Source organism: Streptomyces europaeiscabiei (assembly GCF_036346855.1).
GTDB lineage: Bacteria > Actinomycetota > Actinomycetes > Streptomycetales > Streptomycetaceae > Streptomyces > Streptomyces europaeiscabiei.
Map to the genome: position 1 here is coordinate 3,097,694 of NZ_CP107841.1, position 13,923 is coordinate 3,111,616.

Genomic DNA, 13,923 nt, shown 5'->3' on the forward strand with positions numbered 1-13,923 from the left:
GGAAGCTTGGTTGGACGCCATCGACGCCGGCACGGAAGACTGCAGCACCAGGGGCCTCCTGTTGCTCGGTTGGATTCGACACCCACGAGCTGTGCGGGAGGCCCCGCTTTCATGCCCGGTCGGCCACGAGATCACCCGACCGAGTCGACAACCTCGAACTCACGCCCACCAAGATCGATAGAGCAACAGCTTCTTAGGGCGTGCAGATCATTAACTCGTCTTTTTGACCTTGCTTCGAGTGGGGTCGGAAACGAGGAAGGTCGCGACGTCGGCTGGTGTGCGGAGGCGTGCGGTTGAGGCGTTGATGTGGTGGCCGTGTGCTTCCAGGAGTGGGCGGACTTCCTGTTTCGCGCGGCTGATGGTCGGAGCGGTGACGTCGAAGAGCTGCCCGAGGAGGTCCATAGTCGCGAGTTTGCGCAGGTGGAGCACGGTGGCCAGGATCCGGTCGGCTGGGGTGAGCTTGGCTTTGGCACCAGTGCCAGGGGCGACCAGGCGCTCGTGACCGCGACGTGTGCGGAGCACTTGCTCGCGTTGAACCTCCAGCGCAGGAGTGAGCGCGTTGATGAGTTCGCTGAGCTGTTGGCGGGTCATGCCGGTCAGTTCTGGGTCCTGCAGCGCGTGCTGCGTGAGGCCGGGCGGTCTGGTCGCCGGGGCCTGGTCTGAGGTGCTGTTGTCCGGCGTCGCGTCCAGCGGGTGCCGGGGGTGCAGGGTGTAGTTCCAGTCGCCGTGGAAGCGGTGCCGGGTGATCGGCAGGGCGGCGATGTCGTCGTCGCTGACCTGGATGCCGGTGGGGTAGGCGTTGGTGTCGAGTTCGGCATGCACGGTCAGGCCGGTTTTAGTGGTGGTCGCCGCGATGCTTTCGACGATGACTTCGTGGCTGGTCAGGGGCCTGCCGCGCCAGTTCATGGTGATGTGGGAGAACAGCCGGTGCTCGATCCGGTTCCACTTCGACGTGCCCGGAGGCAGGTGGCAGACAGTGATCGTCAGGCCGGCCTCGACGGCGAACCGGGCGAGTTCGGTCTTCCAGGTGCGGGTGCGATAGCCGTTGGAGCCGCCCGCATCGGCGGTGATCAGCAGTCGGCCGGCCGTCGGATAGGCGGCTTTCCCGGCGCCGTTCCACCAGCGGCGGATCGACTCGACGGCGAACGCGGCGGTGTCGTGGTCGGTGCCCACGTTGACCCAGCCGGTGTTCGCGGCGACGTCGTAGATGCCGTAGGGCACCGCTCTGCCCAGCTCGCGGTCGGGAAAGTCGTGGGTGTCGACCCGCACCGGCTCGCCTCTCGGCTCCCATTCACGGCCGTTGTTCTTGAACGGGCCGACCAGTTCCTTCTTCTTGGTGTCCACGCTGATGACTGGAGCTCCGCCGTCCTGGTGGTCGCGGGCCTGTTCGTTGAGGTAGTGGAACTGTGCGTCCCGGTCGGGGTGCTGTTTGCCTTCCATGGTCTTGGCGTTGCTCTGCAGGCTGAAGCCCTCCTCGCGCAGGAGGTCGCCCACCGTATCCGCACAGATCCTGTGGCCTTGCCGAGTCAGTTGCTCGGCGAGCTTGCGGGTGGATTTGGTGGTCCAGCGCAGCGGCGACATGGGATCTCCGCGGACGTCGGGCTCGACCAGCGCAAGGAGTGCCTCCCGAACGGCAGGGTTGCGGTCGACGACGCGTTTGCGGCCGGCGCCGGGCCGGCGGATACGTCCCAACGGAGCCTGGCCGGAGTCGAGTTCCCGCACTCCGACAGACACAGTGGCCTCGCGAACACCGGCGGCACGGGCGACCGCTCTGATCCCGCCGTGGCCGAGGGACTGGGCCTCCGCCCCTATCAACAAGCGACGCTGCCGCTCGTCGAGGTGCGGCAAAATCGCCTCGAACTTGGCTGCCAGCACGGCCCGTTGCCCATTCAACCCGCTCATGCCAGACCAACGAACCACCGAGCAGAAAGCCGCGAGTTAATGATCTGCACGCCCTTAGGAGTCCTTGCAGAAAGATCGTGTTGTGGCACGGTGGAGATGTACGTGATCCCGTCTTCTGTGGGGTGTGAGCATGGCGCGGCGGAAGCCGTGGGAGATCAGCGACGAGTTGTGGGCGGTGATCGAGCCGCTGTTGCCGAAGCATGAGCGGCGGTTCCGGTACCCGGGGCGCAAGCGGATCGATGACCGCAAGACGCTCCAGGGAGTCCTGTTCGTCCTGTACACCGGTGTCCAGTGGGAGTTCCTGCCGCAGGAGTTGGGGTTCGGTTCAGGTCCCACCTGCTGGCGGCGGCTGGCCGAGTGGCAGGGGGCCGGAGTGTGGGAGGAACTGCAGCGGGTGCTGCTGGACCGGTTGCGGGCTGCGGACCGCCTGGACTTCTCCCGCGCCACGATCGACGCCTCGCACGTGCAGGCCAAGCGGGGGCGTGGCAGCCCAAAAGTCGGTCCGAGTCCGGTTGACCGCGGGCGGCCGGGCTCGAAGCATCACGTGCTGACCGACGCGCATGGCACCCCGCTGCGGGTGTCACTGACCGGCGGTCACCGCCACGATGTCACCCAGCTTCTGCCGCTGGTCGACGGGATGCCGCCGGTGCGGGGCAAGCGGGGCCGGCCCCGGCGCAAGCCCCTGACCCTGTATGCCGACCGCGGCTACGACTACGACGTCTACCGCCACCGGCTGCGTGAACGCGGCATCACACCGAAGATCGCCCGACGCGGACAGCCGCACGGTTCTGGCCTGGGCAGGGCCAGGTGGGTTGCCGAGTCCGCCATCGCCTGGCTCCACGGCCCCCGCCGCTTACGGACCCGCTGGGAAGCCCGAGACGACATGCACGACACCTTCCTCCAACTCGCCCACTGCATGATCCTCGCCCGCAAGAACCCAGCATTCTGAAAGGACTCCTAAGGGCCGTCCTGGCAGACGAGGTGCACGCCTTCGCCGGCGACGACCGGCTCTTCGCAGACCCCATCGCCAGACCCAGCAGCAACTCAAGCGCCAGAAGCGCTTCTCTCGGCCCATGGTCGTGATCAGCAAACGTCCGGCTGAGGCCGCTGACCGGGCCGTTCCCGGCCAGTGGGAGGACGACCTGATCGTCGGCAAGGAGAACGGCTCCGCCATCGGGACGCTGGTCGAACCCAGCACCCGCTTCGGCATGCTCATCCATCTGCCCGCCTACCACACAGCCATCAGCGTCCGCGACGCCCTCCAGGCAACCGTGCAAGCCCTGCCGCCGCATCTGAAGCGGTCCCTGACCTGGGATCAGGGCTCCCAGATGGCCGCCAACTACGAGTTCACCATCGCTACGAATGTCCCGGTCTACTTCGCGACCCGGCCAGCCCCTGCCAACGCGGCTCCAGCGAGAACACGAACGGCCTGCTGCGACAGCACTTCCCCAAGAGCAGCGACCTGTCCACCCACACCCGCCGGGACCTCGACGCCGTCCCTGTCGAACTGAACAATCGCCCACGCAAGACGCTCGGCTGGAAAACCCCAGCCGAGCGTCTGTCTAAACTGCTCGCTGCCTGATCAACCGACTACGTGTTGCGACGATCACTGGAATTCGCCCAGTTCCCCTGGAGCTCGGTGCCAGTACTCATCGAGCCCACCGTCCAGCACCGCGCCCCAGTGCGCACGCATGCACACTTGCGCGGAGCTTCAGGGAACTCGCAGGTAGAAGCGGGAAGCGCCCGAAAACACGAAAAGGGCCCCGACCAGGCAATAAGACCAGGTCAGAGCCCTGTTGGCAGACGAGTCGGGCTGTATGCCGGGGAGAATCACCGCAACGCTATGACCTGCAAAAACGTGCATGGAGAACGCTTCCGTGGCTACCTTGATGGCTGCGCAAGGATGCGCCCCGCGCCGGAGCGGTCCGGACGAGGGCTTCGTCGTTCTCGGAGAGGCCGGTTCTGGTGGCCACCGAGACGGACTGCATCACCGCCGACGTGGTGATCACCGAACTCAACCGGCGCGATGTACCGATGGTCCGGTTCAACCCCGCCGACATCGGCGAGGACCTCGCCGTCTCGGCTGGTGGCAGCCTCCGGGACGGAGTGAGAGGTGCCTCCAGGGCCGCCCGAGGCGGGACACTCACCGGAATCCGTACTAGAATCTGTACAGAATCAAGCCTCTATATGGGTACGGTGCCAGCATGGAGATTCCTGAGGTCGTGACCGTCAGCGACGCGCGCGCGGGACTGTCGCGGATCCTGGCTGACCTGTCTGAGTCCGGCGCGGATGCCGACCCGGTCCTGATCGGCGCCCACCGCAAGCCCCAGGGCGTCCTCCTGTCCGTCGAGGTCTTCGAGGCGCTGAGCGGCCGAGCGGCACGACGTGCGGCCGTCGCCTCGGCCACCGGATCCATTGAGGCCGAGGGGCTCCATGCCTCCAATACCTCAGACCGCGACACCGAGGCATACGTGAAGGGCGACCTCGACGTGGACACCCTTGTGGCCCGCGCGATCGCCCGCCACCAGCAGACTTCGGAGCGTCGGGCAGGGTGAACGATCCGTACGCCATGCCGGGCGGCGTGCTGCGCAACAAGCTCGGTATCACCGATCATCAGCTGCTCGCGGCAGCGGAGGCGGACATCACCCGGGCGCGCCTCGTCATGCTCGCCGAGCGCCCCCTACCCGGCGCGTACGACCTCGGCCATCTCCAAGCGTTCCATGCCGCGATCTTCGGTGACATCTATCCGTGGGCAGGCGAGTTACGCACCGTGAACATCGCCAAGCGCACACCGTTCTGTCCGGCGAGAAACCTGATGTCCTACGCCGGAGAGGTATTCGGCCGTCTCGCCTCATCCGGCCGGCTGCGGAGTCTCCCTCGGCAGGAATTCATCATCCAACTGGCCACGTTGTACGGCGACCTGAACGTCCTCCACCCGTTCCGCGAAGGCAACGGCCGTGCCCAGCGGGCGTTCCTGGCCCAGCTCAGCACCGACGCGGGATACGCCCTGAACTGGTCGGGCATAGACCCTCAACGCAACGAGGACGCCTCGGTGAAGAGCTTCCTCGGTGACAACAATCTGTTGGAGCAGCTACTCGACGAGCTGGTCACCACGAGCTGACGCCTGTCACTCCGGCCGGCAAGGAAGCCCGGAACAGGGCGTCGCCCCTTGGGAACACCAGAGATCTTCAGGTGGGGAATCCGCCGTGGGTCAGGCCGCGCTGGGAGGAGAACCCGCTCCTCGCCGAGCACGAGCCCTGGCACGGCGCTACGTGCGGCGCGAGACGCGTGGCGCTCGCATCGGACGGTACTTCCCGCCCTCCCAGCGACTCAGACGGGGTTCCGGTCCTGCCAGCGGTCCCGGAACCAGGTGAGCGTCTCAATCAGCAACTCGCGGTTGCTGCTCTCCGCCAAGTGCACCAGGCGGAAGTTGGGCCGCAGTTCGAGCTTGCCCTCCGGGATGTCGACGCCCGCCAACTCGTTGAGCCGCGCTAGGAGTTCGGCGCGTAGCGCACGGTCCGTGAACGGCTCCCGGGTCGCCATGTGCTGGAACACGACTTCGGCAGTACCGCCCCGACCACCGCCCGGGTACAGGGTGAGCGGCCAGACGCCTCGGCCCGGGAGGCCCGCTTCACCCAGCATCAGGAAGGCGCTGGTCGTGACCTTCCCAGTGCCGTAGCCGATCCAGCCGCCGAGTTCTTCCCACCGCGCCAGCACCTCACTCACCGCGCTCACGGTCTCCGCGCTGTCGTCCGCCGCGAGCTGCCGGAGGAACCGCGCGGCCCGGGTCTGCAGGGCCTGGCCCCCGGGAGCGGGCCGTGCCACCTCCCCGGCCTCCTCCGGCTCACCCTCCGCGTCGGCAACGAGCAGCGCGAGGTCGTCACTGGTGAGCCGCTGGGCGGGATCGGCGGCCCCGGTGATCGTGAAGTGGATGCCGTCGGCCGTCAGTAGCGCGCGGACGTCACCCTGGTCCTCGGAGCCCCAGCGAAAACCGTCGGCGACCTTGCCCTCCGCGTTGAGCACCCGGTACACGTTGGCCACACCGGCGGTACCGGCAAGGTGGTTGCCCACGGCCTGGGCTCCGGAACCGATGAACCCCGCAAGATCGCCGTACGACGTCCAGGTGCCGTGCGGAAGCGCGGCGAGAACCTGGTGGGCAAGGTGCCAGTCGCGGCTGCGCTCGGCACGGCCGACGCCGCTCAACGGGGCGGGCCACAACATGATCGCCCGGTCGGCGAGATCGTCGGCCCGGGCCAGGACCTCCTTCACACCCCAGCGGTCGGTGGCAGCGATACGGCGGTTCATTTCCAGATGGCTGCCCTGCAGCAGTCCCTGTTTCCTCTCGAAGGGATGGTTGGACAACTCCGAGTTCACCGTGGTCAGCGTGAGGTTCCCGAGGGAGTGGATCAGCCGGGCGTGCAGGTCCTCCGCGCTCTCGCCGTCACCCGCCTCCTCCTCCAGCACTCTCATCCACTCCTGTCCGGGGGACTGGGGCATGACGTGCTCGATGGTGAGCTGCGCCAAGGCGAAGTCCACCGGCTCGGGGTGGCCGTAGCTCTCCTCAAGGCGTTGCAGCACACGCCTGCGCTGATGCGGGAGGCCGTACCGGTAGAAGGGCGCCTCCCGGACCTTCGTACGCAGCTCCTCGTCGTCGGGCCAGAAGCGGTTCTCCGCGGAGAGCAGCTGATGCAGGCCGTCCGCGACCGGAACGCCCTGCGGGAACTGTGCGGGGACGGCCTGGAAGATCCTGTTCAGGTTGTTCGGCGGCACCCGGCAGATCGTCCGGCGCACGAGGAAGCTCTCGATGTACTCCATGGCCCGTGCCGTCTCCGCGGCGTCCGCCTCCCCGCGTGCCCGACGGTCGAGCAGCAGCATCAGCGCGGGGTAGGCCACCACCGCCTGCCAGTCCTGCAGCCGGATCAGGTGCCCTCGTACCAGCGGATCGGGTTCGTTCTTGGGGCGGACGATCCGGCGGAAGTGGGCGCTGCGGCGGTGGAGTTCCCTGATGTACGCCTCGATGTCGGCCTCGCTCACCTCCGGGCGCTCGAATCGCTGCTGCTGCGCGGCATAGAGGTCCTGGCGGCGGACCCGGTCGTCGCCGTCGAGCACCAACTGCAGCCACATGAGCTGTTCCAGCTCGCCGTTGCTCAGACTGTCCTGCATGGGCAGCCAGTACGTTTCGTACACCTGCTCCCCGAGCGTCGGCAGCCGCATGAACAGGTAGTTCCGCAGCAGATCCGCCTGACTGAGCTTCAGGCCGGTGTTGTTGAGGGACTCGAAGATGCGGTGGACGTTGTCGCCGCGTTCGGCGGTCACCGAGACCAGCGTGAGACGGGACGTGATCGCCTGCTCGATGCGCAGCACATTCTGGAACGCTGTCGGATCGTGCGCTTCGACAACTTTGCGGCGGAAGAAGCGGTAGGCAGCGGCCACCCTGTCCCCCGCGCTCTGCTCCTCCTGGGCCACACGAATGTGCGCGGCGTACTGTGCACGGTCGGCCTGGGTCGGCAGCAGGCGGAAGTAATCGCTGCCGCGCTTGCGCTTGTTGATGAGGTACTCCTCATCAATGCGCTCCGCTTCCTCCGGCTGCGTGTCCGCGATGTGATCACGGATCGCGGCCAACGCCAAGGAGAGCGTGGTCAACCGCTGCTGGCCGTCGACAACGAGCCAGCGGGGAAAGGTCGCTTCGTTCTGCGGGGAGGGCGCGAGCACGACCGAGCCGAGGAAGTGTGTGCTCGCCTCCGCACCGGACTCCAGTAGTTCGGCCTGTTCGAGGATGTCACTCCACAACTGCGCCAGTTGCTTCTCCGTCCAGGAGTAGGTCCGTTGGTAGAGAGGAACCTGGAACTGCTGGGCTCGTCCCTGCACAAGGTCGGCGAACAAAGTCTCTTTGGCCTGCATGACGTCTTGCGCTCTCCATCGCTTCACCTGGTTGGCACTTGAGGCAGAAGAACCCATAGTGCCCTCCGAACAACGGGCGCGGGTTCCTCATCGACTGGAGCGGTGACACGAAGCAAGACCCGTCCCTGGTTCGCCGCGGGTTCGAATGGGCCGCGCGGACCGACACGACGGCCAACGCCGAGGCCGCGTAATCCCGCCGGGCCAGGACCGCCCGATGCCTCGGCTCCAACACCATGCTCCAACGGCTGTCGCCAACGCCCAGCCCTGAGGCCTCGCCCGCCCCTCCGCTCCAGGGACTTTTCAGGGACTTTCAGCTCTGTCCGACGGACTTCCGAGGGACTTTTCGCCGCCTAACACGGCAAGCTCCTGAAAGATCGGAAAGGGCCTCCGTCGCAGATCAGAGGCCCTTTCCCAGGCAAAGCCGCAGGTGGCGGCAGACGAGTCGGGCTGTACGCCGGGTTCTGTCGCCCGGTCGCCTCGCGGCGGCCGGGGAGACGGCCATCCATCTAGGGCCAGCGTTGCCACTGGCCTCGTGCGGTCTACCCGCGGACTCGGGCGGGCAGCCCTCGAACGTCCGCGCAGAGCCACCCTTCTTGCGAAGAGGCGGCCCCTCTTGACCTTGCTCCGGGTGGGGTTTACCTAGCTGCCCAGGTCGCCCTGGGCACTGGTGGTCTCTTACACCACCGTTTCACCCTTACCGAGGACCGAGGTCCCCGGCGGTCTGTTTTCTGTGGCACTGTCCCGCGGGTCACCCCGGGTGGCCGTTAGCCATCACCCTGCCCTGTGGAGCCCGGACGTTCCTCGGGGAGGTCCGTGAGGACCTTCACGCGGCCGTCCGCCCGGCTCGTCTGCCGTGTCGACCATGCTACCCGGCGCCCACCGGTCCTCTGTCCCGTCGATGCCGTCGATGCCGTCGAGGCCGTCGATGCCGTCGCCAGGAACGAGCCCGCCAGGATCAGGGCGAAGGACGCCAGGATTCCGGGTGTGAGGCGCTCGTCCAGGAAGAGCGCGCCCGCCGCTACCGCCACCGCCGGGTTGACGTACGTGAAGACCGTCGCCCGTGTCGGGCCCACCTCCCGGATCAGTTCCAGGAAGGCCACGAAGGCCAGGGCCGTGCAGATCACGCCCAGGGCGGCGAGGGAGACCAGGGCGGGCGTCGAGGGGAGGGTCGGTGGGCGGGTCAGGGCTGCCGCGGGGGCGTAGACCAGGGCCGACAGGAGCAGGACCGGGGCTATCAGCTGGAGGGTGGGGACCTGCTTGAGGTGGCGGGCCATGATCAGAGGGGCCGTGGCATAGCCGATCACCGTGATCAGGACCTCGGTGAGGGAGAGGACGTTGCCGCCGGTGAGGTGCGGGACGGTCAGGACCGCCACGCCCGCCAGGCCAAGGGCCAGGCCGGTAGTGCGGCGGGCTCCCAGCCGTTCCGTGTCGCCGAAGAAGCGGGCCAGGAGGATGCTCACGATCGGTACGCCCGCGATCAGGAGGCCGGCCGTGGAGCTGGAGAGGTGGCGTTCGGCGTCGGTCAACGTCCACCAGGGGCCGATGACCTCGATCACGGCGAAGGCGAGCATCGGGCGCCAGTGCTGCCTGACTACGGGGATCAGCCCTCCCTGGCGCATCGCGAAGGGGAGCAGGAGGGCCGCGCCCAGGGCACAGCGTACGAAGACGACCATGGACGGGGAGACCTCGTCCACCGCCACTTTGATCATCAGGTAGGGGATGCCCCAGAGGACTCCCATCAGGGAGAAGAGGAACCAGCCGCGTGCAGTCATGGGGTGAGTTTCGAGGCATGGGCCGTCATCCGTCTTGAACGCTGTTGCGCGCCCACTGCCCCCGGCGCCTCTACGGCCGCACGCTCGTCCGGTACGCCGCCGGCGTCACCCCCAGCACCCGTCTGAACCAGCGCGTCATGTGTGCCTGGTCCGCGAACCCCACCTGCCCGGCGACCTCCGCCGGGCGGGCGCCGGTCTCCAGCAGCCCCCGGGCCCGGCTCACCCGGTGCTGGGCCAGCCAGGCGTACGGGGGCATGCCCATCGTCGTGCGGAAGGCTCGCAGGAGTTGGTAGCGGGAGAGGCCCAGGTCCGTGGCGAGGTCGGCGAGGGAGGGTGGGGCGAGGAGTTCGTCGGCCAGACGGTCGCGTACGGCGAGGGCGATCGTGCCGGCGCCGGGGACCGTGTCGGGGGCTGCGCGGGACGTCGAATGGCGGCGGGCCAGGGCCGTGAGCAGCCAGGGGAGGCGGGACTCGGCCTCCAGGGGGTCGGGGCAGGTGCTCAGCTCGGCGTGGGCGGAGCGCAGGGCGGCGGCGAGTTCGGGGTCGTGGACGAGGGGGTCGCGGAAGTGCGGGGTGCCGCCGAGGATGCCGTCGGTGAGGAGGGCCGGGGTCGGGTAGAGGGCGCGGTAGGCGTAGGTGCCGTAGGCCGACTCTCCGGTGTGGACCTCGCCGGGGGCCAGGACGACGATCGAGCCCTCCCCCACCCTGAGGCCACCGCCCCGGTAGTCGATGCACGAGGCGCCGAGGACGCAGATGCCGATGCTGAATTCCTCGTGGGTGTGCGGGGCGTAGCGGTGGTGGTCGAAGCGGGCGGTGAGGAGGTCGAGGGGGCGGTCGGGGCGGCCGAGGGTGGCACGGGTCCACCGGGTCTGTCCGTGTCTTTCTTGTCCGCCGCCGCCCATCCTCGCGCACCCCTTTCCAAGGCTGTAAGGGGTGCAACACCTGGGAGTCCGGCTTTCATACCGCCGCCGCATGCCCCCCGGTACTCAGAGAAAGTCCGCCGTGTCCAGGTCGAGCGGCTTGCCGAAGGCACGCGTGCAGTGGTCGCGGTAGTCGTCCTTCTCCGGGCTGCTGAAGAGTGTGACCTGGGATGTGTCACGGTCGGCCAGCAGGTAGAGGGGGATGCCGCTGCGGGCAGTCATGTCACGCCCCTCCTTCTTCGGTCGCTCGCCGGACTGGGACATCGGCTGATCACCTGGCCGTGAGGTCGGGAACCGTTCCCTCGATCGTGGCACATGATCCCGGTCACCGTCAGTCGCCGCCAGTTACCGAATCCGTCGCTTGACCCTGCCGCAGCGTCAACGTTTCTACTGGTCGTATGCGGATCGGAGAACTCGCCGCGACTGTCGGGGTCACCCCGCGGGCCGTGCGGCATTACCACCACCTCGGGCTGTTGCCGGAGCCGGAACGGCGGGCGAACGGGTATCGGGACTACACGTTGCGGCACGCGGTCGTGCTGGCGCGGATTCGGCGGTTGACGGAGTTGGGGCTCGGGCTGGCCGAGGTGCGGGACGTGCTCACGGACGATGCCGGGCGTGAACTCGTCGAGGTGCTCGGGGAGTTGGACGAGGATCTGGCTCGGCAGGAGACGGAGATCCGGGAGCGGCGGGGGCGGTTGCGTGTCCTGATGGAGGACGCGCGCACCGGGCGGTTGCCGGTCGAGGGGCCGGTGTCCCCGGAACTCGCCGCCCTCTTCGGGAAGTTCGGGCCGGCGCCGCAGTCACCGATGGCCGCCAGGGACCGGGAGGTGTTCGCGCTCCTGGAGACGACCGCTACGCCCGAGGTGCGGGCGGGAATGCTGGCCGGACTGGAGAGCATGATGGCGGTCCCCGGCGCGGTGGAGCGGGCGCACGAGGCGTACGCGCTGCTCGACGCGCTCGCCGACGCCGAGCCCGACGACCCCCGCGTGGCAGAGGCGGCTCGCGTGCTGGCCGGTCTCATCCCGCCGGAGATGGTCCCGCCGGGCACCGACATCGACCTCGACAGCAGCAACAGCGGCACTGGCGGCAACGGCACCGGCACCGGCACCGGCAGCTTCCTGCGCGCCTTCTACGCCGACTTCGCCCCGGCCCAGGCGGAGGCCATCCGCCGCTCGCTCCGGATACTGATGGAGGACCGCCCATGAGAAGCGCCCACCGGATCGCCCACTCTCTCGTACGTCATGAACTCCTTTTGCTGGGGAGTGTGTTGCGCTGGATCGCGCGTCGACCGCACGGGATCGGCGATGGAGGGCGGGCGTTCGGGTACGCGCGGGGGCAGGGGGCCATGATGTTCGGGTTCGGCTTCGTGTGTGTCGTCGAGACCGTGACCATGTCCGTCCTGCTGCACGACCATCCGCTCGTGCACCAGGTCTTCCTCGTCCTCGACCTCTACACGATCCTCATCGTCGTCGGGCTCCACGCGGCCTCCGTGACCCGCCCCCACGTCCTCGCCGGCACGACCCTGCGCCTGCGCCGCTTCGCCACCGTGGATCTGTGCGTGCCGCTCACCGCTGTGGCGTCGGTGCGCCGTGAGCTGCGTACGACGCACGAGAAGCGGGACGGTGAGCTGAGCATGGAGGTCGGTTCCCAGACCACCGTCACCATCGAACTGGACGAGCCCGTCGCGTACTTGACCTTCTTCGGCCGTCGCAGGGAAGTACGCCTGGTGCGCTTCCACGCCGATGAGTCCGATCAGCTCGTACGCCTGCTGCGGGAGTTCACGCCGGAACGAACCGCACCTTCGCCACTCCCGGTTCCGCCTGCGTGAGCCGTACCGGAAGCCGCTCCCCCAGCGGCAGCCGGGGGTTCCCACCACGCGGCCGATGACCGCCGGAGACTCCAACTGCACGGTTCCGACGGTGGGTCGGTCCTCCTCCACGTCCACCACGCACCCCTCGAAGACCTCCCCCACGCGGTCCCTGAGCAGCGCCGCCTCGACGATGTCCACGCACTCGCCCTCCACGCGTCCGGCCCGCCGGGTGCCCTCGGCCATCTCGTCGGGCAGGGTGTCGAAGGCCGCCAGGACCCAGTCGGGGGTCGCGGTGCCGGTGGCCGCCGCGAGGCAGACCTCCGAGGCGTAGCGGTCCACGAGGCGGCGGAGCGGGGCCGTGCAGTGGGCGTAGGGGGCGGCGACGGCGGAGTGGGTGGTGATGTCGGGGAAGTGACCGTCGCGGAAGGGCGTGTAGTGCGCGCCACGCAGCAGGGTCGTGCACTCCAGGAGGAAGGCGGCGTGGCGGGGGTCGTGCGGGTCGAGGGAGCGGACGAGCTGCGCGTACGAGACGTGGTGCGGCCAGTCGATGCGCAGGGCCTTGGCGGTGCGGCGGAGGCGGCCCACCGCGCCGTCCGGGGCGGCGGGGAGGGTGCGCAGTACGCCGGTGCCGTGGGCGAGCATCAGTTCGGCGGCGGCCATTCCGGTGAGGAGGGAGATCTGGGCGTTCCAGCCGTCGGCGGGGAGGGGGACGCGGTACACCGGCTCATAGCTCTCGCCGCCGTCGCCCGGGGTGCCGTGCTCGATGATCTCCTGCTCGGGGATGTTGAGGGAGATGCCGCCCCGTTCGACTTCCAGGCGCTCGCGCAGTTCGCCGATCTCCTTGAGCAGGGCGAGGGGTTCCTCGGCGGTGCCCGCGTCGATCTGTTGCTGTACGCCGGCGTAGTTCAGCTTGGCACGGCTGCGTACGAGGGCTCGGCGGACGTCGACGGTCTCGGTGCGGCCGTCCGCGTCGAGGTCCAGTGTCCACAGGACCGCCGGGCAGGTGTGGTCCGGGAGGAGGCTGGCGGCGCCCTCGGAGAGGCAGGCGGGGTGGAGGGGGACCTTGCCGTCGGGGAAGTAGAGGGTCGTCACCCGGCGGTGGACCTCTGCGTCGAGTGCGCCGCCGGGGGTGACGAAGGCGGCGACGTCGGCGATGGCGTACCGGACGCGGTAGCCGCCATGCCCTCCGTCGCCCGGCCGCCGCGACAGGTGCATCGCCTGGTCGAGGTCGGTGGAGGCGGGCGGGTCGATGGTGAAGAGGGGGATGTCCGTGGCGTCGTGCGACGGCAGGCGCGGTGACTTCGCGGCGTGCTCCGCCTCGACGAGGACCTGGAGGGGGAAGACGTCGGGGACACCGAGGTCCCCGCGCAGCGCGCGCAGGGCCGCCCGCAGGGGAGCGTCTGCGGCGCCCTTGACGCGGAGATGGCGGCTGGGCATGGGTCGAGCGTAGGGCGGGGCGGGCGGCACGGCACCCCGGCGGCACCCCGGCGGCGGCATCCTGGTCTGCCGCATACCAGGAGCGCCTTGCCCGGAAGCCCGCACGCCCATGTCCCCTGGCCCCGGCCCTGGCCTGGCCCTGGCAGGTCCTCCTCTCCCCACCCCGTACGCTTTTGCGGAGC

At 68.8% G+C, this 13,923-nt stretch carries 10 protein-coding genes, 1 other RNA gene and 3 pseudogenes; 7 read left to right on the forward strand and 7 right to left on the reverse strand.

The features are described from left to right. Positions 1-210 precede the first annotated feature (210 nt). Positions 211-1,902 carry an ISAzo13 family transposase gene (locus OG858_RS13350; protein ID WP_328544056.1) on the reverse strand — a complete coding sequence of 564 codons (1,692 nt, stop codon included), beginning with the start codon at positions 1,900-1,902 and terminating at the stop codon, positions 211-213. Between the two features lie 130 nt (positions 1,903-2,032). Between OG858_RS13350 and OG858_RS13355 the strand changes: the two genes are divergently transcribed. The 5 genes and pseudogenes from OG858_RS13355 to OG858_RS13375 all read left to right on the forward strand — a co-directional run bounded on the left by OG858_RS13355 (position 2,033) and on the right by OG858_RS13375 (position 5,023). Next, positions 2,033-2,851, forward strand: a complete 819-nt coding sequence (locus OG858_RS13355) for an IS5 family transposase (protein WP_330346562.1) — start codon at positions 2,033-2,035, stop codon at positions 2,849-2,851. A 10-nt stretch (positions 2,852-2,861) separates the two neighbouring features. Then, positions 2,862-3,484: pseudogene (locus OG858_RS13360) on the forward strand (IS30 family transposase); the annotation flags it as partial. Positions 3,485-3,867: 383 nt separating this feature from the next. Beyond that, the gene (locus tag OG858_RS48130; protein WP_408059391.1) at positions 3,868-4,128 is read left to right on the forward strand and encodes a hypothetical protein; all 261 of its coding nucleotides are present in this window, start codon (positions 3,868-3,870) and stop codon (positions 4,126-4,128) included. After that, positions 4,107-4,457, forward strand: a complete 351-nt coding sequence (locus tag OG858_RS13370) for an antitoxin VbhA family protein (protein WP_328544861.1) — start codon at positions 4,107-4,109, stop codon at positions 4,455-4,457. The genes OG858_RS48130 and OG858_RS13370 overlap by 22 nt, the downstream gene beginning before the upstream one ends. Further along, entirely contained in the window at positions 4,454-5,023 is a 570-nt protein-coding gene (locus tag OG858_RS13375; RefSeq protein WP_328544860.1) for a Fic/DOC family protein, read from the forward strand. The genes OG858_RS13370 and OG858_RS13375 overlap by 4 nt, the downstream gene beginning before the upstream one ends. A 209-nt stretch (positions 5,024-5,232) precedes the next feature. Here OG858_RS13375 and OG858_RS13380 read toward each other — a convergent pair whose 3' ends face one another. The 5 genes and pseudogenes from OG858_RS13380 to OG858_RS13405 all read right to left on the reverse strand — a co-directional run bounded on the left by OG858_RS13380 (position 5,233) and on the right by OG858_RS13405 (position 10,716). Next, positions 5,233-7,803: a GmrSD restriction endonuclease domain-containing protein gene (locus OG858_RS13380; protein WP_328544859.1), complete on the reverse strand. Its 2,571-nt coding sequence runs from the start codon at positions 7,801-7,803 to the stop codon at positions 5,233-5,235. A gap of 434 nt (positions 7,804-8,237) precedes the next feature. Further along, positions 8,238-8,650: RNase P RNA component class A (rnpB, locus tag OG858_RS13385), an RNA gene on the reverse strand. A 145-nt stretch (positions 8,651-8,795) separates the two neighbouring features. Further along, a pseudogene (locus OG858_RS48135) lies at positions 8,796-9,575 on the reverse strand (DMT family transporter); the annotation flags it as partial. A gap of 70 nt (positions 9,576-9,645) precedes the next feature. Then, on the reverse strand, positions 9,646-10,476 hold the full coding sequence (locus tag OG858_RS13400; protein WP_319259177.1) for a helix-turn-helix domain-containing protein: 831 nt from the start codon (positions 10,474-10,476) through the stop codon (positions 9,646-9,648). A gap of 84 nt (positions 10,477-10,560) precedes the next feature. After that, on the reverse strand, positions 10,561-10,716 hold the full coding sequence (locus tag OG858_RS13405) for a hypothetical protein (RefSeq protein WP_408059392.1): 156 nt from the start codon (positions 10,714-10,716) through the stop codon (positions 10,561-10,563). A gap of 176 nt (positions 10,717-10,892) precedes the next feature. Here OG858_RS13405 and OG858_RS13410 point away from each other — a divergent pair, with 176 nt between their 5' ends. After that, positions 10,893-11,699: a MerR family transcriptional regulator gene (locus tag OG858_RS13410; RefSeq protein WP_319259180.1), complete on the forward strand. Its 807-nt coding sequence runs from the start codon at positions 10,893-10,895 to the stop codon at positions 11,697-11,699. After that, positions 11,696-12,322 (forward strand): hypothetical protein, encoded by a 627-nt coding sequence (locus OG858_RS13415; RefSeq protein WP_319259183.1) that lies wholly within the window; start codon positions 11,696-11,698, stop codon positions 12,320-12,322. Before OG858_RS13410 ends, OG858_RS13415 begins: the two co-directional genes overlap by 4 nt. Here the strand turns inward: OG858_RS13415 and OG858_RS13420 are convergent. Then, a pseudogene (locus OG858_RS13420) lies at positions 12,273-13,741 on the reverse strand (RNB domain-containing ribonuclease). The gene OG858_RS13415 and the pseudogene OG858_RS13420 sit on opposite strands and share 50 nt — an antisense overlap. Positions 13,742-13,923 lie beyond the last annotated feature (182 nt).

What these genes read in the sequence shown, in the direction of transcription:
- OG858_RS13410 (WP_319259180.1), top strand. Translation starts at nt 10,893, where the DNA reads ATGCGGATCGGAGAACTCGCCGCGACTGTCGGGGTCACCCCGCGGGCC.
- OG858_RS13380 (WP_328544859.1), bottom strand. Translation starts at nt 7,803, where the DNA reads ATGCAGGCCAAAGAGACTTTGTTCGCCGACCTTGTGCAGGGACGAGCC.
- OG858_RS13405 (WP_408059392.1), bottom strand. Translation starts at nt 10,716, where the DNA reads ATGACTGCCCGCAGCGGCATCCCCCTCTACCTGCTGGCCGACCGTGAC.
- OG858_RS13415 (WP_319259183.1), top strand. Translation starts at nt 11,696, where the DNA reads ATGAGAAGCGCCCACCGGATCGCCCACTCTCTCGTACGTCATGAACTC.
- OG858_RS13350 (WP_328544056.1), bottom strand. Translation starts at nt 1,902, where the DNA reads ATGAGCGGGTTGAATGGGCAACGGGCCGTGCTGGCAGCCAAGTTCGAG.
- OG858_RS13400 (WP_319259177.1), bottom strand. Translation starts at nt 10,476, where the DNA reads ATGGGCGGCGGCGGACAAGAAAGACACGGACAGACCCGGTGGACCCGT.
- OG858_RS13370 (WP_328544861.1), top strand. Translation starts at nt 4,107, where the DNA reads ATGGAGATTCCTGAGGTCGTGACCGTCAGCGACGCGCGCGCGGGACTG.
- OG858_RS13355 (WP_330346562.1), top strand. Translation starts at nt 2,033, where the DNA reads ATGGCGCGGCGGAAGCCGTGGGAGATCAGCGACGAGTTGTGGGCGGTG.